The sequence below is a fragment of the Bacillus sp. MM09(2025) genome (assembly GCF_050496725.1).
Classification (GTDB): Bacteria; Bacillota; Bacilli; order Bacillales; family Bacillaceae; genus Bacillus; species Bacillus pumilus.
Window position 1 is genome coordinate 1,677,032 of the sequence record NZ_JBNWEN010000004.1, and the last position, 23,464, is coordinate 1,700,495.

The 23,464-nt window shown below is 42.4% G+C and carries 24 protein-coding genes; 14 read left to right on the forward strand and 10 right to left on the reverse strand.

All coding sequences use genetic code 11. The features are described 5' to 3' along the window. Positions 1-100: 100 nt before the first annotated feature. Together ACQYAC_RS14975 and ACQYAC_RS14980 are read left to right on the forward strand one after the other, a co-directional pair. The gene (locus tag ACQYAC_RS14975) at positions 101-1,303 is read left to right on the forward strand and encodes a CaiB/BaiF CoA transferase family protein (protein ID WP_429943570.1); all 1,203 of its coding nucleotides are present in this window, start codon (positions 101-103) and stop codon (positions 1,301-1,303) included. A 45-nt stretch (positions 1,304-1,348) separates the two neighbouring features. Beyond that, on the forward strand, positions 1,349-2,665 hold the full coding sequence (locus tag ACQYAC_RS14980; protein ID WP_429943571.1) for an MFS transporter: 1,317 nt from the start codon (positions 1,349-1,351) through the stop codon (positions 2,663-2,665). Positions 2,666-2,705: 40 nt separating this feature from the next. On the opposite strand, the gene ACQYAC_RS14985 is transcribed toward ACQYAC_RS14980, so the two are convergent. Continuing rightward, entirely contained in the window at positions 2,706-4,064 is a 1,359-nt protein-coding gene (locus ACQYAC_RS14985) for a hypothetical protein (RefSeq protein WP_144463130.1), read from the reverse strand. A gap of 146 nt (positions 4,065-4,210) precedes the next feature. On the opposite strand from ACQYAC_RS14985, the gene ACQYAC_RS14990 reads away from it, so the two are divergent. Together ACQYAC_RS14990 and ACQYAC_RS14995 are read left to right on the forward strand one after the other, a co-directional pair. After that, the gene (locus ACQYAC_RS14990; protein WP_058015269.1) at positions 4,211-4,984 is read left to right on the forward strand and encodes an IclR family transcriptional regulator; all 774 of its coding nucleotides are present in this window, start codon (positions 4,211-4,213) and stop codon (positions 4,982-4,984) included. 85 nt (positions 4,985-5,069) lie between these two features. Further along, positions 5,070-5,627, forward strand: a complete 558-nt coding sequence (locus ACQYAC_RS14995) for a shikimate kinase (protein WP_050943259.1) — start codon at positions 5,070-5,072, stop codon at positions 5,625-5,627. A 38-nt stretch (positions 5,628-5,665) separates the two neighbouring features. Here the strand turns inward: ACQYAC_RS14995 and ACQYAC_RS15000 are convergent, their stop codons facing one another. Beyond that, on the reverse strand, positions 5,666-6,439 hold the full coding sequence (locus ACQYAC_RS15000) for a class I SAM-dependent methyltransferase (RefSeq protein ID WP_429943572.1): 774 nt from the start codon (positions 6,437-6,439) through the stop codon (positions 5,666-5,668). A 118-nt stretch (positions 6,440-6,557) separates the two neighbouring features. Between ACQYAC_RS15000 and ACQYAC_RS15005 the strand changes: the two genes are divergently transcribed. Further along, on the forward strand, positions 6,558-7,454 hold the full coding sequence (locus tag ACQYAC_RS15005) for a LysR family transcriptional regulator (protein WP_410581944.1): 897 nt from the start codon (positions 6,558-6,560) through the stop codon (positions 7,452-7,454). 45 nt (positions 7,455-7,499) lie between these two features. On the opposite strand, the gene ACQYAC_RS15010 is transcribed toward ACQYAC_RS15005, so the two are convergent. Next, a complete protein-coding gene (locus ACQYAC_RS15010; protein ID WP_058015274.1) occupies positions 7,500-8,285 on the reverse strand; it encodes a carbon-nitrogen family hydrolase in 786 nt (261 codons plus the stop codon). Between the two features lie 236 nt (positions 8,286-8,521). Here ACQYAC_RS15010 and ACQYAC_RS15015 point away from each other — a divergent pair, with 236 nt between their 5' ends. Continuing rightward, complete coding sequence (locus ACQYAC_RS15015; protein ID WP_144463126.1) at positions 8,522-9,478, forward strand: acetylxylan esterase; 957 nt, start codon at positions 8,522-8,524, stop codon at positions 9,476-9,478. Between the two features lie 35 nt (positions 9,479-9,513). Here the strand turns inward: ACQYAC_RS15015 and ACQYAC_RS15020 are convergent, their stop codons facing one another. Further along, positions 9,514-9,828 (reverse strand): hypothetical protein, encoded by a 315-nt coding sequence (locus tag ACQYAC_RS15020; protein WP_012008865.1) that lies wholly within the window; start codon positions 9,826-9,828, stop codon positions 9,514-9,516. A 60-nt stretch (positions 9,829-9,888) separates the two neighbouring features. On the opposite strand from ACQYAC_RS15020, the gene ACQYAC_RS15025 reads away from it, so the two are divergent. The 5 genes from ACQYAC_RS15025 (at position 9,889) to ACQYAC_RS15045 (ending at position 16,120) form a co-directional block, all read left to right on the forward strand. Beyond that, positions 9,889-10,692: a nucleotidyltransferase domain-containing protein gene (locus tag ACQYAC_RS15025; RefSeq protein WP_429943573.1), complete on the forward strand. Its 804-nt coding sequence runs from the start codon at positions 9,889-9,891 to the stop codon at positions 10,690-10,692. A 160-nt stretch (positions 10,693-10,852) separates the two neighbouring features. Continuing rightward, a complete protein-coding gene (locus ACQYAC_RS15030; RefSeq protein ID WP_429943574.1) occupies positions 10,853-11,770 on the forward strand; it encodes a proline dehydrogenase family protein in 918 nt (305 codons plus the stop codon). A 23-nt stretch (positions 11,771-11,793) separates the two neighbouring features. Continuing rightward, positions 11,794-13,341 carry an L-glutamate gamma-semialdehyde dehydrogenase gene (gene pruA / locus ACQYAC_RS15035; protein ID WP_429943575.1) on the forward strand — a complete coding sequence of 516 codons (1,548 nt, stop codon included), beginning with the start codon at positions 11,794-11,796 and terminating at the stop codon, positions 13,339-13,341. 125 nt (positions 13,342-13,466) lie between these two features. Then, positions 13,467-14,699: a PucR family transcriptional regulator gene (locus tag ACQYAC_RS15040; RefSeq protein WP_058015279.1), complete on the forward strand. Its 1,233-nt coding sequence runs from the start codon at positions 13,467-13,469 to the stop codon at positions 14,697-14,699. Positions 14,700-14,821: 122 nt separating this feature from the next. After that, the gene (locus ACQYAC_RS15045; RefSeq protein WP_429943576.1) at positions 14,822-16,120 is read left to right on the forward strand and encodes an arsenic transporter; all 1,299 of its coding nucleotides are present in this window, start codon (positions 14,822-14,824) and stop codon (positions 16,118-16,120) included. Positions 16,121-16,166: 46 nt separating this feature from the next. Here the strand turns inward: ACQYAC_RS15045 and ACQYAC_RS15050 are convergent, their stop codons facing one another. Together ACQYAC_RS15050 and ACQYAC_RS15055 are read right to left on the reverse strand one after the other, a co-directional pair. After that, on the reverse strand, positions 16,167-16,844 hold the full coding sequence (locus ACQYAC_RS15050; protein ID WP_144463120.1) for an amino acid ABC transporter permease: 678 nt from the start codon (positions 16,842-16,844) through the stop codon (positions 16,167-16,169). Between the two features lie 12 nt (positions 16,845-16,856). Beyond that, on the reverse strand, positions 16,857-17,729 hold the full coding sequence (locus tag ACQYAC_RS15055) for a transporter substrate-binding domain-containing protein (RefSeq protein ID WP_058015282.1): 873 nt from the start codon (positions 17,727-17,729) through the stop codon (positions 16,857-16,859). Between the two features lie 180 nt (positions 17,730-17,909). Here ACQYAC_RS15055 and ACQYAC_RS15060 point away from each other — a divergent pair, with 180 nt between their 5' ends. After that, a complete protein-coding gene (locus ACQYAC_RS15060; protein ID WP_058015304.1) occupies positions 17,910-18,239 on the forward strand; it encodes a YckD family protein in 330 nt (109 codons plus the stop codon). A gap of 49 nt (positions 18,240-18,288) precedes the next feature. On the opposite strand, the gene ACQYAC_RS15065 is transcribed toward ACQYAC_RS15060, so the two are convergent. Continuing rightward, positions 18,289-19,053 (reverse strand): MBL fold metallo-hydrolase, encoded by a 765-nt coding sequence (locus tag ACQYAC_RS15065; protein ID WP_429943577.1) that lies wholly within the window; start codon positions 19,051-19,053, stop codon positions 18,289-18,291. 115 nt (positions 19,054-19,168) lie between these two features. Here ACQYAC_RS15065 and ACQYAC_RS15070 point away from each other — a divergent pair, with 115 nt between their 5' ends. Then, a complete protein-coding gene (locus ACQYAC_RS15070) occupies positions 19,169-19,585 on the forward strand; it encodes an Lrp/AsnC family transcriptional regulator (protein WP_034664465.1) in 417 nt (138 codons plus the stop codon). Positions 19,586-19,614: 29 nt separating this feature from the next. Continuing rightward, positions 19,615-20,421, forward strand: coding sequence for an aminoglycoside N(3)-acetyltransferase (locus ACQYAC_RS15075; protein WP_429943578.1), 807 nt, complete (start codon positions 19,615-19,617; stop codon positions 20,419-20,421). A 1-nt stretch (position 20,422) separates the two neighbouring features. On the opposite strand, the gene ACQYAC_RS15080 is transcribed toward ACQYAC_RS15075, so the two are convergent. The 3 genes from ACQYAC_RS15080 to ACQYAC_RS15090 form a co-directional block, all read right to left on the reverse strand. Beyond that, positions 20,423-20,809 (reverse strand): competence protein ComJ, encoded by a 387-nt coding sequence (locus ACQYAC_RS15080; protein ID WP_429943579.1) that lies wholly within the window; start codon positions 20,807-20,809, stop codon positions 20,423-20,425. A 120-nt stretch (positions 20,810-20,929) separates the two neighbouring features. Continuing rightward, the gene (locus ACQYAC_RS15085; protein WP_429943580.1) at positions 20,930-22,627 is read right to left on the reverse strand and encodes a methyl-accepting chemotaxis protein; all 1,698 of its coding nucleotides are present in this window, start codon (positions 22,625-22,627) and stop codon (positions 20,930-20,932) included. A gap of 127 nt (positions 22,628-22,754) precedes the next feature. Beyond that, the gene (locus tag ACQYAC_RS15090; RefSeq protein ID WP_169057407.1) at positions 22,755-23,183 is read right to left on the reverse strand and encodes a NucA/NucB deoxyribonuclease domain-containing protein; all 429 of its coding nucleotides are present in this window, start codon (positions 23,181-23,183) and stop codon (positions 22,755-22,757) included. Positions 23,184-23,464: the final 281 nt, after the last annotated feature.

Here is a 23,464-nt window from a genome sequence, read left to right on the forward strand (position 1 = left end):
TTTGAACTATCAGGGCCTTCCGAGTCAATCAGAAAGATGAAAAGGGCTAAAATAGAAAGTTATTTAGCCCTTCATCATTTGAATGAAAGGGAGTCAAGCAATGAATATGAATACACCGCTCGAAGGAATGAAAATATTAGACGTCTCTACGATGATCGCTGCACCCTATGGCGCGGTGCTTCTAGGGGATTTTGGTGCAGAGGTCATCAAAGTCGAGATTCCTGGTAAAGGCGATACGCTGCGGCATGTTGGCCCTTTTGCAGAAGGCGAACCACTTAGATGGTCAGGTCTCTCACGGAATAAGAAATCTCTCACACTCGATCTGCACAAAGACCAAGCAAAAGACATTTTTAAAAAGCTTGCAGGTCAGGTCGATGTGTTGATTGAAAATTTTCGCCCTGGAACACTCGAAAAATGGGGCGTAGGGTACGATGTATTAAAAGAAATCAACCCTCAATTAATTATGATTCGTGTTTCGGGTTATGGACAAACGGGCCCGTTTAAGGACAAGGCCGGATTTGGAACACCTGCGACGGCGTTTAGCGGCTTTACATATATTCAAGGGTTTCCAGACCGGCATCCAGTCAGTCCTTCCTTTTCTTTAACTGATTATATTGCAGGCATATATGTGGCATTTGCTACCGTGACAGCGATGTATTACAGAGATACACATCCAGAAGGAACTGGGCAAATGGTGGATTTGGCCCTCTATGAATCTGTGTTTCGTATGTTAGAATTTTTGGTTGCAGAATATGACAAGCTTGGGAAGGTGCGTGAGCGTTCACCGGGGCTAAGCGGTCATTCAAGCCCTGCCGGCACCTATGAGACAAAGGATGGGCACTATTTGGTTCTTGTGACGAGTACCGATTCGACCTTCAATCGATTGGCAGAGGCGATGAATCGATTAGATTTATTAGAAAATGAAAAATTCGCGGTCAATGCATCTAGGCTGAAACATAACAAAGAGATGGATGCGATCGTCTCTCAATGGATCGCGTCGAAAACAAGGGATGACGTATTAGAAATTCTAGATACTCATGGCGTTCCTGTGAGCCCAATTTTAAGTATTCAGGATATTTTTGAGCATCCGCAATTTAAAGAACGAGAGAATATCGTCGAGGTACATCACCCTCGTCTTGGAAAAGTAAAGGTGCCTGGGATCATTCCGAAGTTTGAAAAAACACCCGGAAGTATCCGTCACATTGCACCTGATTTAGGCGAACATAATTTTGAGATTTTAACAAATATGCTTGGCTTAACAGAAGAAGAGTGCAAGAGATTGGAAGAAAAAGGGGTTATTTAAGGCGCTCAACCGAACCGCACGCTGCGGAAACAAAGGAGGATGGTTATGAAAGTGCATTCAGAACTGAAGGGGAATGAATTGCGGCCCGCTTATATGAAGCCAACGAAAGCCCGTTTTGGCATATTGATTCTGTTGTTTTTTATTACCGCCATTAATTATATTGATCGAGCCAGTGTATCCATTGTTGCACCTGCTATTCAATCTTCATTGCAATTAAATCCTGCCTTATTAGGCCTGATCTTTTCAGCATTTAGCTGGACATATACAGCGATGCAAATACCAGGCGGCTTTATTCTCGATAAATTTGGCTCAAAGGTAACGTATGGGATATCACTCATTACTTGGTCTATTTTCACAGGCCTGCAAGCGTTTGCGAACAGCTTTGCCTTTTTATTCGGCTGTCGTTTGTTGATTGGAATTACAGAATCTCCCGCATTTCCTGCGAATAACCGCATTGTCACCACATGGTTTCCAAGGCGGGAACGGGCTTTTGCAACAGGTGTTTATACTGCTGGAGAGTATGTGGGTCTTGCATTTGCGACACCTCTTCTTTTTTGGATCATGACGACTTTCGATTGGAGAACCGTCTTTATTACAGCAGGTGCGCTCGGTATTATATTTGCTTTCTTTTGGTACAAGTATTATCACGAACCGAAAGAGCATCCAAAGGTGAATGAAGATGAGTTAGAATTCATCCGGCAAGGCGAAGGGCTGACAGTCGCATCACAGGAGAAACTGAAATGGGCAGACTTTGCCGCCCTTCTAAAATATCGTAAATTGATTGGGCTCTATATTGGTCAATTCTCTGTTGCGTCTACACTTTTTTTCTTTTTAACATGGTTTCCGACCTATTTAGCAGAGGCGAAAAATATGGCGTTTCTTAAGGTAGGTTTTGCTGCTTCTCTTCCTTATATTGCTGCATTCTTTGGGGTCTTGTTTGGAGGTTATGTGTCTGACTGGCTGCTTAAAAAGGGCGTATCAGTGAATGTAGCGAGGAAGCTGCCGGTAGTGGTTGGCTTGCTTCTGACGAGTACCATTGTTTTAGCAAACTTTACAACGAATATCCCGCTTGTGCTGACCATTTTATCCATCGCTTCATTTGCACAAGGACTGTCTAATATCTCTTGGACGATGCTGTCTGAAGTGGCACCAAGGGAAATGGTTGGGCTGGCTGGCGGTGTATTTAATTTTTTTGCTAATTTATCTGGGATCATCACTCCGCTTATTATCGGATTCATCGTGTCGGCGACAGGCTCTTACAACGGGGGGATTTTATTCGTCAGTTTAGTCGCATTAGGAGGGGCATTGTCGTACATTTTTATCGTAGGGAAAATAGAACGTATTCAATTAAAACCAGAGTGAGAAAGCAAAAGAGAACTCAAACCAAGGTGAGTTCTCTTTTTTATGAATAAAAAAGAACGGTGATGATCGTTGCACATGCGATACCCATGCTGATATAAAAGCCAGCAAACCATATATTCCAGCGTGTGATACGGTAAGGGTTGACCTTCATCAAATCAGCTAACAGGGAGACAGAAACATTAAAAGGACTAAACATGACAGTTGATGTTCCAGCAACGATCAGCATGATGGCAATAGGGAGAGCAGGCAGTTCTTGGATGACAGGTGCCATCATGCTGACTAACAATGCAAGCGAAACGAGCGGGTGAAAGCCGCAAAGAGCGGTGATCAGAAAATATAACCCAATGACACAATAAACCAAAATAGTATGGTCTGATATACTGACAATAAATGCTTGAATCGGCTGCATACTGTTTGTGGCAAGCAGCATATCGACAAAGAAGCCAGCACTTAAAAATAGACACATATAGTTGGAGAGCTGACGGGTTCTTTCTTTCCAATGAGGGACAGAGACGGCTATATATTGTTTTCTTTTTTTGATGACAGAAGAGAATAATAGAGCAAATGGAATAATGGTCAGCACAACAGCGAATAAATAGCCTTTCCCAATCCATGCATCGACAAGTGAGACGGCTGTCATAAAACTCAGCAGCATGAAAGCGAGCTGAAGGGTTTTTCGCTTAATTCGACGAGGATTGGAGTTTGTTTCTGCGGACTGAATGATGTTTGGGAATCGTTTGCTTTGACGAGAAAAGAGCAGCCAATCTGTCGCCAGCACGATGACCATTAAACCAAAAGTAACAGGTGCAATTTGATAATATTTGAGTTTGGTTGCATCAATGGTGACGCTTACGAGCACTTCAACAGGACTCCAGCTTAAACATAATGCATATGACCTTAAAAGGTTGCGTGAATAAAGATGTTGTTTCACTTGTTCTTTTAGGGATTCCAGCGACGGTTTGAGTGATGTATATAGTAAGGGGATCGTCGCGATATTTAAAAACATGCCAAGAATATGAGTGACAAACGAACTCTTGCGATATAGCTGGTTTGTGTTTGTTGTATGTAGTGTAAGCAGTTTATTTAATTGTGTATCGAAATGCCCAACATGTATGAGAGAATGAATAAAAGGCAGCATGAAAAATAGAGAAAGCAAGCCTAGCATGGAATGAAAGTGAAGAAAAAAAGTGTGCAATGGCTGGTCGGATAAGAAGAATAAGAACAAGCCAATCATGAGAAACATACCACCTGTTTTCAAATAAAGCCCACTTGCTTTCTTAAAAGAAATGGTGAGCGAAGCAGCAGCCAGCAGACCAACAAAGTAGGAGAGTATGGCAGCGGGAAATAACTGATGAACAATAGATAAGCTAATCAGAAGTGTAAAAACGAGCAGGTACATTCAAATGCCACCTCCATCAAATCTTCAAACAATTTTATTCCGTCTGTCGGAATTTGTTTTCTCATAGTGGAACGTTTAAAATGGATTATAGCAAAATCGATCGTTTATGTCGATAAGAAATCAAAGGGGAAAAGGAGAAAGTGAACATGGCTGATAAGAAGTCAAAAGAAGAATCAGGACTGCGTACGGTTCAGCGCGCTTTGGATATTCTTTATTGTTTTAGTGAAGAACGGCAAGAGCTGACGCTAACAGATATTTCAAAAGAGATGAATTTAGCAATGTCTACTACAACGAGACTGCTCAAAGCACTTGAAATGAATCATTTTGTGGAAAAGAATCCAGACACAATGAAATATAGGTTGGGTCAAAGACTTTATCTCCTTGGATACATTGCGGGGAAGTCCATTAAATTGAGGGAACTGGCTAAACCACTCATGTACGCACTTCGTGATGAAACAAAAGAAACCGTCAACCTGTATGTACTGGATGCAACAAGCAGGGTTTGTATTGAACAAGCGGAAGGGCTGCAATCAATTCGGCATCTTGTCAAAATTGGTGAGAAGCTGCCATTGTACGCAGGTGCAGGCGGAAAGGTATTATTGGCATTTCAAAGTGAAGAATTTCAACAAAAAGTATTAGCGTCTGAGGCTGATCATGTGATGAGAGATGACTGGCAAAAGGAATGTAAACATATTCTTGACACGTATACTTCTTGCAGCATCGATGAACGAGAGGTAGGCTCTGCGGCAGTAGCGGCACCAGTCTTTAACATTCATGGGGAAGTGAAGGCTTGTTTATCCATATCTGGTCCAACCCACCGGTTTACTGAAGAAGTCATTCCCAAGCTGCAGCAAAAAGTGAAAGAACAGGCACAAAGGCTTTCTGAACAGCTCGGCTACGTCGTCAAACACAATTTTTAAGATTGCCTATCTTTTCGCGCTCTATTTATCATATAATAGAAACATTATGTAGCATTCCTTGTCGTAAGGAGGACGTGTCACGATCATGAAAATCAATAGAGAAATCCCTGTAAGACAGCGGAATATTGTTCTCATTGGCTTTATGGGTGTTGGGAAAACAACCATTGGTCAGCTAGTTGCCAAAAAGCTATATCGAGATTTTATTGATGTCGATCAGGAGATTGAGAAAAAATACAACATGACGATTCCAGAGATGTTTCAGCAAAAAGGAGAAGCATTCTTCAGACAGGCTGAAAAGGATTATATCGTCGATTTATGCGAACATACACAGCTTAAGATCGTCTCACTTGGAGGCGGTGCATTCAAACAGGAAGAAATCAAACGTGCCTGCTTGAAGCATTGTACGGTTCTTTTCCTTGACCTTTCTTGGGAGAATTGGAAGCAGCGGCTTGATATTTTAATTGAAAACCGTCCTGTTCTTCACAACCGGTCGCTTGATGAAATGAAAGAGTTGTTTGAAGAACGCCGTGAGATTTATTCTCTTCATAACTCCAGAGTGGAAACAGATCATTTAGAGGCTGAGGAAGTCGCCAATTATATTGTGGACACACTCAAGCTTGGCTGGGATTTATATTCGAAATAAAAAAAGTCTACCGATGAAGGTAGACTTTTTCTATAAGTTCAATTCTTGATTCCTTGAATGAGTGCAGCTTTTAAGCAGAAGGAAATAGGCTGCTGCTGTGCATCGAATTGAAGCTGAAATAGCTGCTTTGTATCAGGGTCTGCGGCTTGAAGATGGGAAACGATCTCCTGCTGGACATTTTCTGGTGTGCGTCCACGTATGATCCAGTCCTGATAATCAATTTGCAGATCCCAGAAACGAATCTCTTTTTGAGTTAGTTGGTTGGCAGCGAAAAGCTCTTCCCATTCTGATAAAGAGCTTTCTCGCACATGAGAAGGATCTCTCAGTCTATTTAAGTGATTAATGAATGAATCCTGTGCCGCATTCTCAGGTGCATAATGGTCGACGAGCAGAAATGCGCCGCCTTTTTTTAAGACCCGGCTGATTTCGGACATGGCTGCGGGAAGGTTTGGAAAGTGGTGAGCGGCAAACCGGCACGTCACGATATCAAATGATTCATCAGCGAATGGCAATGCTTCTGCGGCTGCCCGTTCAAAAGTAATATGTTCCAGCTGGCGTTCTTTTGCAAGTGCTGCTGCAACCTCGATCATTTTTTGCGTGACATCAATGCCGATCCCTTTAGAAATAAAGTCTGAAAAGGAAAAAACGGTATGCCCTGCTCCGCAGCCGATATCAAGTAAATGCTCATGACCCTTCGTATTTGCTGCCTCTTTTATCCACTCCAACTCTTCTCCGGCTGCAAATATAGGTGAATCTCGATAGTTCTCGGCATTTTGTGAGAATTGGTTTTCGGCTTTAGCATATGGATTCAATTTTTTCTCCCCCTTTTGTTGTCTCTTTATCGTAAAATTCCTTTTGTTATTTGTCTAAGACATAAAAGATATGGCATGAATAGTTAAAACCTATGAGGTGATGAAAGTGGATATACGAATGATGGAATATGTCATGGAAGTGTACCGGCAGAAAAGTTTTACAAAAGCAGCGGACCAGCTTCACATTGCACAGCCTTCTTTAAGCCAACAAATAAAGAAGCTGGAAGAGGAATTAGACACACCCCTATTTATTCGAAAGTATGGACAAGTCACACCCACACCTCAAGGGAGCCGGTTTATTAAAAGGGCTGAGAACATTTTGAAGGAAAGAGATGATTTGCTGCGTGAAATGGGAGAAGCAGCTTATGAGGTGGGGAAAGAGTTGAACATTGGGGCGCCAGCCGTCACAGGGGGATATGTCTTGCCCGGTTTATTAAAAACCTTTTGCCAAACGTATCCTCATGTTCACGTTCAACTAATAGAAGAATCACCTCGTGAGCTAGAAAAACTTCTATTGGCTGGTCAGCTGGATTTGGCTATTTTATCTATGCCGGTCGAGCATGAATCATTGAAAACGAAACACATGCTGACAGAGCCGCTTCTTCTTGCAGTACCGCCATCTGCTCAACCTTGGTTACAGGCGGAATTGAACGATATCATCAATCAAGCAGATCAGAAAGGGACTGTTCCGTTTCGCCTTTTGGAAGATGCCGCATTTATTATGCTGAAAGAGGGATATGGCTTTCGACAAGTGGTCACAGAACTTTGTCATCATCATGGTTTTCAGCCGAAGATAACCTTTGAAACAAGTCATATTCAAACAGCACAGGCATTGGTCAAAAATGGATTAGGTGTGACAGTTGTGCCGAAAATGGTGGCACAAGAGGAAAGAAACGAAGTCACTTATTTGAAAATTGATTCATGTCCAACCCGCACACTTGTGTTTGCATATGTGGAAGAAAGGTATTTAACGAAAGCTGCTCAAGCCCTAATGGACCTTTATCAAAAAGCTTAAACAAACGTTTAATTAAATGCAAAAAGCAGGGGAGCACCCTGCTTTTTAATAAATATCCAGACGCTGATCTGTCATCACAGGAATCTGCTGTCTCACTTCATCCACTAGCTGAAGATCAATGTCCGCATAATAAATATCTTCCTCATGGTTTGTTTCAAGTAAAATACGGCCAAGTGGATCAATCACCATGGAGTGTCCAGGGAATTCAGTGTCTCTGCTTGTGCCTGTTCTGTTAACAGCAATCATAAATGACTGATTTTCAATCGCTCTTGCGATAAGCAAGCTGCGCCAATGATCTACTCTTGCTGACGGCCATTGCGCCGTATTGATAAGCACCTTCGCCCCTTTGTTGACAAGTGTTCTGGAAAGCTGCGGAAAGCGAAGGTCGTAGCAGATCATCGCTCCGATCTTCACATCCTCATCATAGTCAAATAAACCAAGCTGATCACCAGCGGTTAAATAGTTGTGTTCATCCATTAAGCGGAATAAATGAATTTTGTCATAATCGACTAAAAGCTCACCTTGGCGGTTAAATCCATACATCGTGTTGGTGATCCTCTCATCTTCTGTGCGCTTGTTCAATACACTTCCTGCAATGAGAACGACTTGGTGCTTACGGGCAAAGGAAGAGAAAAGCTGTTTTGTTCGTTCACCGTTTACATCCGCCAGCTGATCGGCTTTTTCAAGAGCGTAACCAGTATTCCACATTTCGGGTAAAATGATCAGATCAGGCTGCTCGCGGATCGCTTCTTCTAAAAATGCTTCTGCTTTTTGAAAGTTCACATCAGGTTCTCCAATTTGTACGTCCATCTGGACAAGGGCGATTTTCATACAGGTTCCTCCTTTATTCGATGATTGCGAATGTGAAATCCATGAATGGATTTGTTGATTTGTTTTGTCTAAGAATCTCTAGTTTTCAAGCCAGTTTCTTTATCATAAAGGTTTCAATCTTCTTTGCCAATAGAAATGTCAGAAGGTTTTGTCTTTTGTAGTGAAAATGTCTTTCTTCGTCAAGAAAACAGTGATATGATACACACAACTAATAAAACAAAGGGGGATAGTAGGATATGCAGTTGTTTGATTTACCGTTAGATGAGCTAAAAAAGTATAAACCGAAGAAAACAGCACGTCCTGATTTCTCAGACTTTTGGAAGGCATCGCTTGAAGAACTGAACCAAGTGGAGGCAGAGCCAGCACTTGAACCTTATGATTATCCAGTAAAGGGCGTTAAGGTGTACCGCCTGACGTTTCAAAGCTTTGGTCAATCTCAAATTGAAGGCTGGTATGCGGTACCAGATCAAACAGGTCCGCATCCAGCACTCGTTCGTTTTCATGGCTATAATGCAAGCTATGACGGCGACATTCATGACATCGTCAATTGGGCACTGCATGGCTATGCGACATTTGGCATGCTCGTCCGCGGTCAAGGCGGCAGTGAAGATAAGACAGTGACACCAGCAGGGCAGTCTCTGGGCTGGATGACAAAAGGTATTTTATCGAAAGAGACCTACTATTATCGGGGTGTTTATTTAGATGCGGTTCGAGCGCTCGACGTGATTCAGTCCTTCCCAGAAGTGGATGAACACCGAATCGGTGTGGTGGGCGGCAGCCAGGGTGGTGCACTAGCAGTTGCAGCTGCAGCACTTTCAGACATTCCGAAGGTCGTCGTGGCAGATTATCCGTACTTATCAAATTTCGAACGTGCGGTAGATGTGGCATTACAGCAGCCTTATTTAGAAATCAATTCATACTTTCGCAGAAACAGTGATCCAGAAGCGGAAGAAAAGGTATTTGAGACGTTAAGCTATTTTGATTTGATCAATTTAGCCGGATGGGTGAAACAGCCCACGTTGATGGCAATCGGTTTGATCGACCAAATCACCCCGCCATCTACTGTGTTTGCGGTATACAACCATTTAGAAACAGATAAAGATTTAAAGGTGTACCGCTATTTTGGACACGAGTACATCCCGGCTTTTCAAACAAAGAAGCTTGCCTTCTTACAAAAGCATTTAACGAATTAAAAGAAAAGAGGCCACTCTCTAGGAGGGCCTCTTTTTTAATAGCTCGTATTCTGTCTCGTTTTTTCATCAGGCACTAACGCGGTGATAATGAGGGCAAGGGCAGTGATGATATGAAGAATGAATCCGAGAATCGGAATCCATGCAAGGCAGGATGTGACAATTCCAATGATACTTCCAATCATTGGTCCCTGGTCTCGCTTCGATAAGACGAGTGTGATAATATGCAGAATAAGCATGACCATGAGCGGTGAATAGCCATTGCTGATAACGAATAGACCTCCGATCACAGGAATAGCAAGGCAAGCTTCAAAAATCCCAGTGATCCATTTCATAATGCGAGATATAGACATCAGATCCAACTCCTTTTTCATATATGTCTTATTCGTATTTTCCCAAAACGTGAAGAAGTCATGCAGAATTCTATAGAAAGAGTTGATGGACACTTGAGAGAGAGAATTAAGGAAGAGCTGAAAATCATCGAAACAACGTATGACGTAAAGATTTGTCTTGCCGTCGAATCAGGCAGCAGGGCATGGGGATTTCCCTCGACCGATAGTGATTATGATGTTCGCTTTTTATATGTTCCCCGAAAAGAATGGTATTGGGCGATGGAAGAGCATCGTGATGTCATTGAACGGCCGATTGATGACATGCTTGATATCAGCGGCTGGGAGCTTAGAAAGGCACTGCGCCTATTCAATAAATCAAATCCGTCCATTATGGAATGGCTGTCTTCTGATATCATCTATGCTGAATCTTTCTCTTTGGCAAAGCAGCTAAGAGAAATAAAGGATCGAGCGTTTTATCCTGCAGCTTTGATGTATCATTACCTCAATATGGCGAAGCGGAATGAGAGCCGGCATTTACGAGGAGAGCAGGTGCGAATCAAGAAGTATTTCTATGTACTTCGTCCGCTGCTTGCCTGTCAGTGGATTGAACGTTACCGAACAGTTCCACCAATGGACTTTCATGAATTACTCAAGGAGCTAGTGGAGGAAGGACCGCTTTTAGCAGAAATTCACGAACTGCTCAAACGTAAAATGGACGGAGAAGAAATGGATGTAGAGAACCGTCTCGCTCATGTCCATCCATTTATTGATCAAGAGCTGGTGCGTTTTGATGAATTGGTGAAAAGCTACAATCAGCCGAAAGACAATCTGATGCAAGAATTAAATGAGCTTTTGCAGTCTACCCTTGATGAGGTGTGGGCGTAGGAGGGAAGAGTCAGCCGGATAGCGGCAGGCTCTTTTTTATCTCTTATTGTGATAAAACCACAAAAAAAGTCAGAATTTTTGTCATCTTCAAATATTGTAGCGGACAGCTTATGAGCCTTACAATAAAGACATAGCTTACAAAGAGTGGGAGGTGCCCTTTATGGAGTCGGTCACAAGAAATTTCTTCTTGTTTTTGTCAAAGAGCAGTCTCTTGAACCATATTGCTCGTAATTGGGGAAGTGCTGTTGCATCTAAGAAAATCATCGGTGGGAAAGATTTTGAGAGCGCTATCTCTGTCATTAAACGATTAAATGATCAAGGAATGGCTGTAACAGTCGATCACCTTGGTGAGTTTGTCACAAAGGCAGAGATTGCAAATGAGCGGACGGATGAGTGTATTCAAACCATTCAGCGGATTGCAGAGGCCAAGCTCAATTCCCACGTGTCACTCAAAATGACATCACTTGGACTAGATATTGACGATGACCTTGTGTATCGCAATATGAAACGTATTTTAGATACGGCAGAAAAACATCGTATCATGGTGACAATCGATATGGAGGATGAACAGCGCTGTCAAAAAACGCTGGACATTTTTAAAGAGATGAAATCTCAATATGAGTATGTCAGTACGGTTTTGCAGGCGTATTTGTACAGAACAGAAAAGGATCTTGATGACCTGAATGAGCTGAATCCATTTTTACGACTTGTAAAGGGTGCCTATAAGGAATCCGCCGAAGTGGCGTATCCAAACAAAAAAAACGTTGATCAGAATTACAAGAAGCTGATCGAAAAGCAATTACTCACAGGGAACTATACAGCCATTGCGACACATGACGATCAAATGATCGAGTTCACGAAAAATATTGTGAAAAAACACAATATACCGACAAGTCAGTTCGAATTTCAAATGCTGTATGGCATGAGATCAGAAACGCAGCAGGCACTTGTGAAGGAAGGCTATCAAATGAGGGTCTATACCCCGTATGGACGAGAGTGGTATGGCTACTACATGAGACGTCTTGCAGAACGGCCGGCAAACATTGCCTTTGCTTTAAAAGGGATGACGAAAAAATAATTTGAAACGGGAGCGTGACAAAGATGACAACACCTTACAAACATGAACCATTCACGGATTTTAGCCAGGAAGAAAACCGCAAAGCGTTTGAACAAGCATTAGCAAAGGTAACAGAATCACTAGGTCAAACCTATCCGCTCGTGATTAATGGAGAAAGAATCGAAACGAAAGACCAAATTGTCTCGATCAATCCAGCGAAAAAGGATGAAGTCGTTGGAACCGTATCAAAGGCCGGAAAAGAAGAGGCAGAACAAGCGGTTGAGGCTGCGGCGAAAGCATTTGAAACTTGGCGCTATACGTCTCCAGAAGAAAGAGCCAGCGTCATCTTCCGTGCTGCGGCAAGCATTCGCCGTAAAAAGCATGAGTATTCAGCCCTTCTTGTCAAAGAAGCAGGGAAGCCTTGGAATGAAGCGGACGCAGATACAGCAGAAGCGATCGACTTCCTTGAATATTATGCTCGTCAAATGCTGGAGCTGGCGAAAGGCAAGCCAGTGAACAGCCGCGAAGGGGAACACAATCAATACGTATACACACCAACTGGCGTGACGCTCGTCATTCCGCCGTGGAACTTCTTGTTTGCCATTATGGCAGGAACTACAGTAGCACCAATCGTTACAGGGAACACAGTTGTCTTAAAACCTGCAAGTGCAACCCCTGTGATTGCGGCACGTTTTGTGGAAGAGCTTGAGCAAGCAGGTCTTCCAAAGGGTGTGGTGAACTTTGTACCAGGAAGCGGAGCTGAAGTTGGAGATTATTTAGTCGATCACCCGAAAACAAGCCTGATTACATTCACTGGCTCAAGAGAAGTAGGGACACGTATCTTTGAACGCGCGGCAAAAGTACAGCCAGGTCAGCAGCATTTAAAGCGTGTCATTGCTGAAATGGGCGGTAAGGATACAGTGGTTGTAGATGAGGATGCAGACGTCGAATTAGCGGCTAATGCCATTTTCACATCAGCCTTCGGTTTTTCAGGTCAGAAATGTTCAGCTGGATCTCGGGCTGTCGTCCACGAGAAGCTGTATGACCAAGTGATCGAGCGAGTGAAGGAAATCACAGAAACGAAAACAACAGCGAACCCTCTTTCTGCGGATGTCTACATGGGACCTGTCATTGATCAAGCGTCCTTTGACAAGATCACGGATTATATCGAGGTGGGCAAACAGGAAGGCCGCTTAGTGACTGGCGGAACGAGTGATGATTCGGAAGGATACTTCATTCACCCAACCATTTTTGCAGATCTTGAGCCAACATCTCGCTTGATGCAAGAAGAAATCTTTGGACCTGTCTTGGCCTTCTCGAAAGTGTCTAGCTTTGATGAGGCACTTGAAGTAGCCAACAACACGGAATATGGTTTGACAGGTGCTGTCATTACCAATAATCGTGATCATATCAACCGTGCGAAGCAGGAGTTCCATGTAGGGAACCTCTACTTTAACCGTAACTGCACAGGAGCCATCGTGGGATACCACCCATTCGGCGGATTCAAAATGTCAGGAACCGATTCAAAAGCAGGCGGTCCAGATTACCTAGCTCTACACATGCAGGCAAAAACGATTAGTGAAATGTTTTAAGTTGGAAAAGCATGAACCTGTGCACACGGGTTCATGCTTTTTTTGCTTGTCTACGACTTGTTTCTATGCAAATCTGTCCGGAAAGAAGTATGATAAATGTATTACTTAATCAGGGAGCAATCGGGATGGAAGAGATATTAGAAAAGCTTCATACATTTTTTGATGTCGATAAGTTAATTGCATTTATTAGCGGGTATTTAAAAAAACCAGTGATTTTAGAAAGCACAGAGTGTCAGCTCCTTGCTTATAATTCTTACAGCATTCAGCAGTTTGACCCAGTCAATCAGCAAACGATTTTCTCAAAGGAATGTCCGGGGTCTGTAGTCGATTGGTTAAAGAAAACAGGGGTTATCGAGCGGCTTCACAAGGAGTCAAAGCCTTTTTATGTGAGCGGTCATGACGAGCTCGGGTTTAATCGGCGGGTGGCTGTGAGTGCCAAGCACAAACAAGAGGTTGTGGGCTTTATTTGGGTGCAGGACATTGAGGATTCTCTCACGCAGGAGGAGCTGCAATTTTTGCATGAAGCTTCCTTTCAAGTGGGAAAAGTGATTTATAAGAATAAAAAACAGCTGGAGAAAAAGGAAGGCAAGATTGAAGAATTTTTCAAAAAGGTCATGGATGATCATTTTTATACAGAAGAAGAACTGAAGTGGGAGGCTGAGAATTTAAGCATCCCGCTGCCAGCGGTATTTACTGTCATGGTCGTACACGCTGCCGATAACAAAAGTGAGACGGCAGAAGATGTAAAGGATGTCATTCGAACGTATTTGCAGTTAGAAGATAAGGTGAATCACGTATACTCCGTTCAAGCCGACATTGTTGTGATATTGGGCAGCTTGTCAGACCGGCATTCACCGAAAGCCACTGCGGCTGACGTCATCGCTCACCTGCAATCGAAAGCGCATGCCCATCCTTCTCCATTGTATATTGGGATGGGGAGAGAGTATCGAGATGTCATGAAAATGAGCACAAGTCGATTTGAAGCGATAGAGGTCGTGAAGGCTGTGAAAATTGTGGGGGGACAAGAGCTGATTCCATATGATTACGAGAATCTGGGGGTTTTCCGATTCTTAGACTCGATTTACAGCCATCAAAAAAAGAAAAATGATTTCAATCCAGATTTGTTACGTTTGAAGGAAAAAGACCGTGAGAGCCAAACCTCATTTTTAAAAACGCTTGAAGTCTACTTGTTGAATAACTGCAAGCTAAAGCCAGCCGCAGAGCAGTTGTTTATTCATCAAAATACATTAAACTATCGAATGAAACAAATCTTTGAGATGACCTCAATCGATTTAAGTCACTTCAGTCAGCGATGTGAGTTATTTATTGAATTAATGCTGATGAAAAAAGATCAATAGTCATCGAATCCGCAGGTGCCCGTGATCACCTGCGGGTTTTCATGTGAAAAATGGCATACAACGGCTGCACTACGTTGTATGATAGATAAGGATTTTATGAGAGAGTGAAAGGAGGACCACCTTTGGGAGCAGTCACCTTGGCCATTTTGATTTTCATCCTGACCCTCGTCCTTGTCATTTGGCAGCCAGGACGTTTAACCATTGGATGGTCAGCGTGTGGAGGCGCCATTCTTGCACTTGCCTTTGGTGTCGTTCATCTCGGCGATGTGTGGGAAGTGACGCAAATAGTATGGAACGCAACATTTGCGTTTATTGGCATCATTATTATTTCGTTAATTTTAGATGAAATCGGTTTTTTCGAATGGGCTGCACTGCATATGGCAAAAGCCGCAAAAGGGGACGGTGTCCGCATGTTTATTTATTTAACATTGCTTGGGGCTGTCGTGGCTGCTTTTTTTGCGAATGATGGAGCAGCACTGATTTTGACCCCGATCGTCTTGTCTGTAGTGAGAGCGTTAAAGCTGGATGAGCGGATGATCCTGCCTTTTGTGATGGCGAGCGGCTTTATTGCAGATACAACCTCCTTGCCATTTGTCATTAGTAACTTGGTCAATATCGTATCAGCCGACTATTTTCATATTGGGTTTCTAGAATATACAGCAAACATGTTCGTGCCAAACCTTGTGTCGCTTGGAGCGAGCATGCTAGTGCTTTATGTGTTTTACCGAAAGCTCATCCCAAAAACATACGATCTGTCACAAGCGAAGGAACCGGCTTCAGCGATCCGGGATATCCGCATGTTCCGCTTGTCTTGGTATGTGCTTGGTTGTCTGCTTGTCGGTTATTTTGCAGGGGAACTCATTGGGGTTCCGGTCTCCATCATTGTGGGCGGTATTGCCCTTGTTTTCTTGTGGCTGGCCAGAAGAAGTCCGCAAGTGGCAACAAAACGCGTCATAAAAGAAGCACCATGGTCCATTGTCTTTTTCTCAATCGGCATGTATGTCGTTGTATATGGACTGAAGAATGTCGGTCTCACAGAAATATTGGCGGCATGGATCGAACAAGGAGCATCGCATGGCTTGCTTGCGGGAACGATGTTTATGGGTGTGCTCGCCGCAGTGCTGTCCTCAGTCATGAACAATCTGCCTACTGTGTTAATTGATGCGATTGCGATCGGTCATACAGATACAGCAGGCGTCATGAGAGACGGACTAATTTATGCCAACGTCATCGGCTCTAACCTTGGCCCGAAAATGACCCCTATCGGCTCATTGGCGACATTGCTATGGCTTCATGTTCTTAAGAAAAAAGGCGTCCATATCTCTTGGGGTGCATACATGAAAGCTGGAATCATCCTCACCATCCCGACCTTGGTCCTTACTTTATTGGGGTTATATGCGTGGTTATGGTTCATACATTAAAGCTGAATATAAAAAAGAGCAGGTCGCTTGGATCTGCTCTTTTTTGTTACAGATATTTTGCATAGCGTTTTTCTAAAAAGTCCTGAAGCAATGAGACTACGCTGCAAATGCCCCAGTAAATGAGGGCGACCAAAATATACATGGTCATATAATCGAATTCGCGCCCACCTACGATTTTTGCTTGCTGGAACAGCTCGGGTACAGTAATCATTGCAGCCAGTGAGGAGGCTTTGATTAAATCGAGCATGACATTGGCTAGTGGCGGCAGAGCGATGCGGACGGATTGAGGCAAAATGACACCGCGCATCGTTTGCCAATAGCTCAGACCTAGTGACTTGGCAGCTTCTACCTGTCCGCCCGGCACAGAGGAGAGAGCCGCCCGATTGATTTCTGCAATATAGGCAGCGCTATTGAAGCTGAATCCAATAATGGCAGCAGTGACCGCTGTAAACTCAATCCCGATATAAGGGAATCCAAAATAAAGAATAAACAAAATCACCAGAATGGGCACGCCACGCATGAATGAGATATACAGCCTTGCAGGCAGCCGAAGCATCCACGTATTCGCCATTCTGGCAAGCGCAATAAAAAAGCCAAGAATGGTACCAAAAAACATGCTCACAAAGGAAATGAGCAGCGTCAGCCAGATGCCTTTCATGACAAAGGGAAATGACGCCTTTGCCAGTGCAGGATTAAATATATATTCTAAATGAATATCTCCCACGCTTGCGGCTCCTTATTTCGAAATGTCGACATCTTCGACATCAGCATCTATTTTCTTTGAAACGTCTGCATGATTAAAGAATTTTTCGGAAATCTTTTTCATGGTTCCGTCTTTTTTCATTTCTTTTAAGACACGATTTAATTCTTTTTGAAGCTCTGTGTTGTCTTTCTTCATCACAAAACCTTGTTCGTTTGGCATGTATTTTAAGTCAGGGTGAATCGTAATATTTAATTTCGGGAATGCAGCTAGAGCTAGTGTCTGCAAGTAATAATCATTGAGAATGACATCAGTACGACCGTTAGCGACATCCTTTAAGTATTGCTCATTTGTCGCATTATCATAAATAACTTCCTTCGCGCCGTACTTGCGAGCGACATCCATATAAATCGTTGTGGCAGCACCAGCTGCTTTCTTTCCTTTTAAATCTTTTAACGTTTTAATGCCAGACAAATCATCTTTTCTTACGATCGCCGTGCCATAAGAATATTTATAAGGAGTTGAAAAGGCGAACTTATCTTTTCTGTCATCTGTGATGTCAATGTCATTTGCAGCGGCATCCACTTGACCAGAATTAATGGCACTCAGCATGCCATCATAGCCCATTTCTTTAAATTCTACTTTCACATCAAGGCGTTTAAATGCTTCTTTGACCACTTCCACTTCATAACCAGTCAATTGATCCTTGCCATTAGCTGTATCATGGTATGACGTTGGATAAAGGGTGCCTGAAGTAGCAACCACGATTTTCCCTTTCTTTTGAATCTCATCCCACTTTGAATCTTTAGACTGTGAAGAGCCTGATTGACTGCAAGCAGACAAGACAAGTATGAAAGCAGACACAACAAGCATTACCCAGATCGATTTTCTATGATAAAAACGACTCATTTAAGAATCCTCCTCTATTTTTTATACAAAACAAAACATAGCATGCTTTTTCTGTTAGGACAACGTTTTCAGAAGAAAAGTGAAAAAGTAAGAATATTATGTGCAATTTGCGCGATGAAATAATGTATAAAAAAGGAAAGTGCGTACAAAATAAATGCGTATAAAGGAGGGAAGAAAATGATGAAAAAAATAAGTGGCTTGATCATATTATCGATGATGCTGTTGTCTGGTTTTTATATGGAAACAGCTCATGGAGAAACACCCCAAATGGAAAAGCGTCCAGTAACGCATCAAGTAAAACTAACGACAGAACAACAAAAACAAATTGAAACGCTTGAGCAGCAAATTCTTTCTAAGCGAAAAGAAGTGATTGAGAAATATGTCCAATATGGTGTGTTAACAAAGGAACAAGGTACACATATTACGAAGCGAATGGATGAGCATTACAATCATTTGAAAAACAACGGATTTGTGCCATTGTTGAAAAAACCACAGCACCATCGACCATAAGGATGAAACCGGCAGCGAGGTGCCGGTTTTTTATTGTTTGAGATTCTTTTCAGAAGGTGAGACTTTCACCATCTTGAGGGACAAAAATGGCTTGTTCTGCTTGATGCTCCTGAATGTAAGCTTGTAAAGAAGCTCTTGTTAGCAAGCAGTGATTCACTGCCTCAAGGTGACAAGCGACAATTTGTGCTGCTGGGTGAGAATGGTGAACCTCTAAAATGTCTTCCTTCGTCATCGTAATCGGATCGCCTTCTAAAAATTGAGCAGCTCCGCTATTGACCACAATGACATCAGGCTTGCGAGTATTGACAACCTCCTTCGGCTCATCACACCAAATGGTATCACCTGCAATGTAAAGGATAGGTTCATCAGGGTGAGAGAAAACAAAACCGCTGACTTGTCCCATCCGCTTCGCTGTTTCTCCTGTCCCATGCTGTCCACCTGTCCGCTGAACATGAACACCCCAAATGTCTATTTCATCTTCAATGCAAATGACATGCTCGAAACCGGCTTCTTCAACGTCTTTTTTATCATTCTCCGATTGCGTATAAATGGGCTGGTTTTGGGCTAATTTTTGTTTCGCCTCGTCATCAAAGTGATCCACGTGCAAATGAGTGAGTAAGACAGCATCTGGGTGTAGCAAGTTGTCTAAGTCAATGTTTACAGGCAGATCAACAATCGGATTGTTCAAATGTTGATTGGCTGTATGAGGAAACGGTGGATATGTTCCTTTTGCTGCTAAAAAGGGATCAATGAAGAAAGTTGCCTGCCCATATTCAAGGTATAAAGTAGCATTCCGAATGAGCGTGATTTTCATGAAAAGGCCTCCTTTTTTTCTGATTAAGTTTACAGTATATTAAAAGAGTTCCATGTGACAGAGGGTAATGAAAGTCTTTCATCAGAGGGACTTGATATTTGAAAGAGGTGAGCCAATGTTAGACCAAACCGATATGGATATTTTAAAAGAGCTCTCAAAAAACAGTCGATTAACCATGAAAGCGCTAGGTGAAAAAGTTCATTTAACGGGCCAAGCTGTTGCAAATCGAGTGTTAAAGCTTGAAGAAGAGGGTGTGATTGAAGCATATACCATTTCGATTGACTGGCGGACGCAAAAGACCATCCAAACATTTATGCAGCTCTATACCCGAAGTCATCATCACGAACCACTTCTGTCATTTCTCGACCAACAGGAAGAGATCAAGAATTTATTTAAAATAAGTGGTGAGGGCTGTTATATGGCTGAAGGCCATTTCTCCAGTCATGATGAACTGGATCTGTTTTTAACGGAGCTGACAAATTACGCAAATTATAAACTGTCTATTGCGGTTAAGCGTCTCATTCATCAGTAAAAGAAGAGACGCAGGAGGATAAGGAAACGATGAAAAAATTAATCGAAAATCAAGCTGAACCGGTGACAAAGGAAAAAATCAAAGCAGACTTGGTTCAACTTGGTGTGAAAAAAGGCATGATTTTATGTGTTCACTCATCTTTATCATCTATCGGCTGGGTAAACGGTGGCGCTGTTGCCCTCATACAAGCATTGATGGAAACCTTAACAGAAGAGGGGACACTGATCATGCCGGCACAAACGTTAGAGCTTTCTGATCCCGCTGATTGGATCGATCCGCCTGTTCCTTTTTCATGGTGGAAATCGATCAAAGACACGATGCCTGCATTTGATCTAGCTTACTCGATGCCAACAGCAATGGGAAAGGTAGTAGAAACGTTTTGGAAATACCCAGGCGTGGCGAGAAGCAATCACCCTCATTTTTCATTCACGGCTTGGGGGAAGAAGAAACATGAGCTTCTGAAACACCACGCACTTTCTTTTGGATTAGGAGAACATTCGCCTCTAGCCCGCATGTATGAGCTTCAGGCTCAGGTGCTACTGATTGGTACGTCTTTTGAAAGTCTGACAGCTTTCCATCTGGCTGAATATCGCATCCCTCAGCAAGACCTCATGACAAGAGGAGCTCCCATCTTAGAAAATGGATGGAGAGTATGGAAAGAGTACCAGGATATTATCACAAGAGAAGAACTATTTGAGCAGATCGGCCGTGACTTTCTGCAATCAGGAGGCACTCATCATCACGGACAAATCGGGCTTGCCAGTTCATATTTATTACCGATGAAAGAATCGGTAGACTTTGCGGAAAAGTGGCTTGCTTTGTACGATCAGTCGTGATCTACACAGTTTGGAAATTGATATGATAAAGGTCTTGATCAGGCTGCTGTGAAGTATAGCAGGTGAGCTGATAGTCTCCCTTTGGAATAGGGAAAGACAGCACCTGAGCCATGACGCTTGTGATATAAACTTGATCGCTTGCATGCGTAAAAGGTACTGTGACTGTTCTGTCAGCCGAGGCTGGGGGCATATCGCTATTTAAAGTTACAGTAACAGATGCTTTTCCGTTGTTGACCCCTTCAAAGGATACACCGTGATCTCCCATGGCGAATCCTTGAAGAATGTCATCATCTGACCAGTCAATCACAGGTGGTGTTTTGCTTCCGCTGTATACGGTGATTTGATGATAGGAGATAGATAGGGAATAGGCTTGGTTTAAGTTATTCATTTAAAAAACCCCTTTATACATAGATTTTCGTTGGAATGTGAATGGTTGAAAGAGTGAATCTTGAAGAGAATGTTAGGCAGCAAGACGATTGTCGCCGTCTTGCGCTTCTATATGAGGAATCTAGATGTGAAATTGTGTAACCATTGCTTTTAAATCTCCTGCTAAATGAGCAAGAACTTCTGATGAAGCAGTTACTTCTTCCATTGCGGCAAATTGTTCTTCTGTTAAGCCAGCTACTTGCTGTGAATGTTCACTCGTTAGTTTAACCACTTCTGTAATAGTGGCAAAGGATTGTTTCGCATCGTTTGTATAAGCTGCGATTTTTTGTGATGCACTAGATAAATGCTTGATGCCATCTGCCATTTCTCTCATTGACTGTTGAATATCAATAAATGATTCTTCTGTATGAGAAATAAGTACAGACCCTTGAGCCGCTTCCTCTCTTACTCGTTTGATCGCATTTGTTGAATGAGTCATCTCTTTTTGGATTTCAGAAATGAGATGGGAAATCATATTTGATGAGGCTTGAGATTCTTCAGCGAGATTTCTCACTTCGTCTGCGACAACTGCAAATCCTTTCCCATGCTCGCCTGCTCGTGCTGCTTCAATTGCTGCGTTAAGAGCAAGCAGGTTGGTTTGGTTAGCGATGTCTGTAATAACATGGGAAATATGATCAATTTCAGCCGAACGTGTTTCTAATGCTTGAATGGCTGTCCCATTTTCCTCTATTGATTTTGCAATAGATGTCATTTGTGAGTTTACTTCCCTAATATTTTCCACACCTTTTAGGGCCATTTCTTGTGCAAATTGACTTCTTGAAGCCATTTGCCCTGCATTTTCCGTGATGTTTGCCAACTCGTTAGATACTTGAATCATCGTGTGTACACTTGTTGTCATTTGAGTTGACTGTTCTTCTGATGAATGAGCGACTTCTTGAATACTATGGGTGATTTTTTCGGATGCTGCACTTGTTTCTTCTGCACTAGCTGACAGCTGTTCAGATGAGGTTGCCACTAATTCAGATGTGTTCATCACATTAAGAATGGTGTGATTTAATTTTTCCCGCATCTTATTGAAATGATCAGCCAAATCAGACAGTTCGTCGCCTGCTGTATCTGTCACATTGATAGTTAAATTTCCTTCACCTGCACTCTTAATGGCAGAAGCCATGCGCTTGAGACGGGTTTGAATCCGCTTTGTGAAAATAGAAATAATGATTACCGCAACGATTAAGCTTAACAACAGAACAATGAAAAATTGAATGTAGAATGACTGAAGCATTTGTGAAATCATGCTTTGGTTGGCGCCCGTATAAAAAATACCGATCGTTTCACCTGCATCATTTTTGATTGGCATATAAGCCGTTTGGTAGTCTTTCCCGGCAACATTTGCTGTGCCGTAATAGTTTTCACCTTTATCTAATACAGTGGCCTTCACCTCTGGTGAAACTTGTGTACCGACAGCTCGTTTTCCGTTTAACATGACATTCGTTGAAACACGAGTATTTCCTTGGAATATTGTGATGGTATCATCGGTGTATTCTGCTAAATGGTCGACCAATGTATCATGATCATTGATTTGGGTATTCCCTTTGTAAAGCTTTCCATCTTTTATCTGCCACGAGCCTGCTACTTTTTCATCTAGGTAGGCATAGCCTAGCTTTAAATCACCTTTTGCTTTTTCAGTGGCCATGTGCTTGATGTTTTCTGTCATTTCACGATTCACCACATAACCAACAATTGCTGAGAAGATGATGATGACACTTAAAAAGATCAGCAAAATTTTGGCACCAAGCCTCAGTTTTCCCTTTTTCTTCATGCTTTTTGACTCCTTTAGGTATAAGGTAGGATAAACCTCCTTAAGGATTATCGGCATGAAAAAAATGTTTGAAATACCTGTAAGCAGTTACGAGGAAATTTTTTTAAGATAGAAAAGGGACATGTCGTTAATCGATGATAAATTGTATCCTTGTGCCGTCAGGATCATCTGATAATTGATGACCGACCCATGAGCCTGCTCCTCTATTATCTGAAGGACTAATGTATTTGACTGAAGCTCCTGTTCCTCCTTCCTTACACATCGCCATCGGCCATTCGTCCCGATCATATCCGCGCTTTGTTGGGATGCCATGAAGTGATTGTTCTCTTTGTTCATCGCTATGTTTACGGTCAATTGTACATACGGATGAATGGCCTTCATCAATTGCCTCTTCTATGTGCTTCGCGGTTTCGGGGTAACGATCTGATGGGAAGTGAATCGTTTTGTCATAAGATGAATTCGTCGTCTCTTGTTTACCTTGCTCCAGCTGAATATAGCCTGTTGCTACACCAACGATGATCAGTAAAAGCAAGAGAATGATTTTAAGAAGTTTCATAGATGCTAGCTCTCTTTCTTGTTTGCGTATTTTGTAAACAGAAGTATAGCAGAATTACTTACCAATTTCTCCTGGTTTTGAAAAAACGCCTTTTAAAGTTCGAAAAACGGTTTTTATCCGTTTTCTTGCTTTTCACATTTATAAAAATTCATAAAAATTTTAATTTTTCAGTTCATAAAAAGATTATGCTTTATCAAAATGGCTTTATCACTGCTTTTTGGGCTAATTTCAAGAATTTAACACACAGAAATTTTAAAAAAATAAAATTGACTAGACCGATA

Bases quoted from the DNA above. Each gene is read 5' to 3' on its own strand.
- ACQYAC_RS14975 (WP_429943570.1), top strand. From the start codon at position 101: ATGAATATGAATACACCGCTCGAAGGAATGAAAATATTAGACGTCTCT.
- ACQYAC_RS14980 (WP_429943571.1), top strand. From the start codon at position 1,349: ATGAAAGTGCATTCAGAACTGAAGGGGAATGAATTGCGGCCCGCTTAT.
- ACQYAC_RS14985 (WP_144463130.1), bottom strand. From the start codon at position 4,064: ATGTACCTGCTCGTTTTTACACTTCTGATTAGCTTATCTATTGTTCAT.
- ACQYAC_RS14990 (WP_058015269.1), top strand. From the start codon at position 4,211: ATGGCTGATAAGAAGTCAAAAGAAGAATCAGGACTGCGTACGGTTCAG.
- ACQYAC_RS14995 (WP_050943259.1), top strand. From the start codon at position 5,070: ATGAAAATCAATAGAGAAATCCCTGTAAGACAGCGGAATATTGTTCTC.
- ACQYAC_RS15005 (WP_410581944.1), top strand. From the start codon at position 6,558: ATGATGGAATATGTCATGGAAGTGTACCGGCAGAAAAGTTTTACAAAA.
- ACQYAC_RS15010 (WP_058015274.1), bottom strand. From the start codon at position 8,285: ATGAAAATCGCCCTTGTCCAGATGGACGTACAAATTGGAGAACCTGAT.
- ACQYAC_RS15015 (WP_144463126.1), top strand. From the start codon at position 8,522: ATGCAGTTGTTTGATTTACCGTTAGATGAGCTAAAAAAGTATAAACCG.
- ACQYAC_RS15020 (WP_012008865.1), bottom strand. From the start codon at position 9,828: ATGTCTATATCTCGCATTATGAAATGGATCACTGGGATTTTTGAAGCT.
- ACQYAC_RS15025 (WP_429943573.1), top strand. From the start codon at position 9,889: ATGCAGAATTCTATAGAAAGAGTTGATGGACACTTGAGAGAGAGAATT.
- ACQYAC_RS15030 (WP_429943574.1), top strand. From the start codon at position 10,853: ATGGAGTCGGTCACAAGAAATTTCTTCTTGTTTTTGTCAAAGAGCAGT.
- pruA (WP_429943575.1), top strand. From the start codon at position 11,794: ATGACAACACCTTACAAACATGAACCATTCACGGATTTTAGCCAGGAA.
- ACQYAC_RS15040 (WP_058015279.1), top strand. From the start codon at position 13,467: ATGGAAGAGATATTAGAAAAGCTTCATACATTTTTTGATGTCGATAAG.
- ACQYAC_RS15055 (WP_058015282.1), bottom strand. From the start codon at position 17,729: ATGAGTCGTTTTTATCATAGAAAATCGATCTGGGTAATGCTTGTTGTG.
- ACQYAC_RS15060 (WP_058015304.1), top strand. From the start codon at position 17,910: ATGAAAAAAATAAGTGGCTTGATCATATTATCGATGATGCTGTTGTCT.
- ACQYAC_RS15065 (WP_429943577.1), bottom strand. From the start codon at position 19,053: ATGAAAATCACGCTCATTCGGAATGCTACTTTATACCTTGAATATGGG.
- ACQYAC_RS15070 (WP_034664465.1), top strand. From the start codon at position 19,169: ATGTTAGACCAAACCGATATGGATATTTTAAAAGAGCTCTCAAAAAAC.
- ACQYAC_RS15075 (WP_429943578.1), top strand. From the start codon at position 19,615: ATGAAAAAATTAATCGAAAATCAAGCTGAACCGGTGACAAAGGAAAAA.
- ACQYAC_RS15080 (WP_429943579.1), bottom strand. From the start codon at position 20,809: ATGAATAACTTAAACCAAGCCTATTCCCTATCTATCTCCTATCATCAA.
- ACQYAC_RS15085 (WP_429943580.1), bottom strand. From the start codon at position 22,627: ATGAAGAAAAAGGGAAAACTGAGGCTTGGTGCCAAAATTTTGCTGATC.
- ACQYAC_RS15090 (WP_169057407.1), bottom strand. From the start codon at position 23,183: ATGAAACTTCTTAAAATCATTCTCTTGCTTTTACTGATCATCGTTGGT.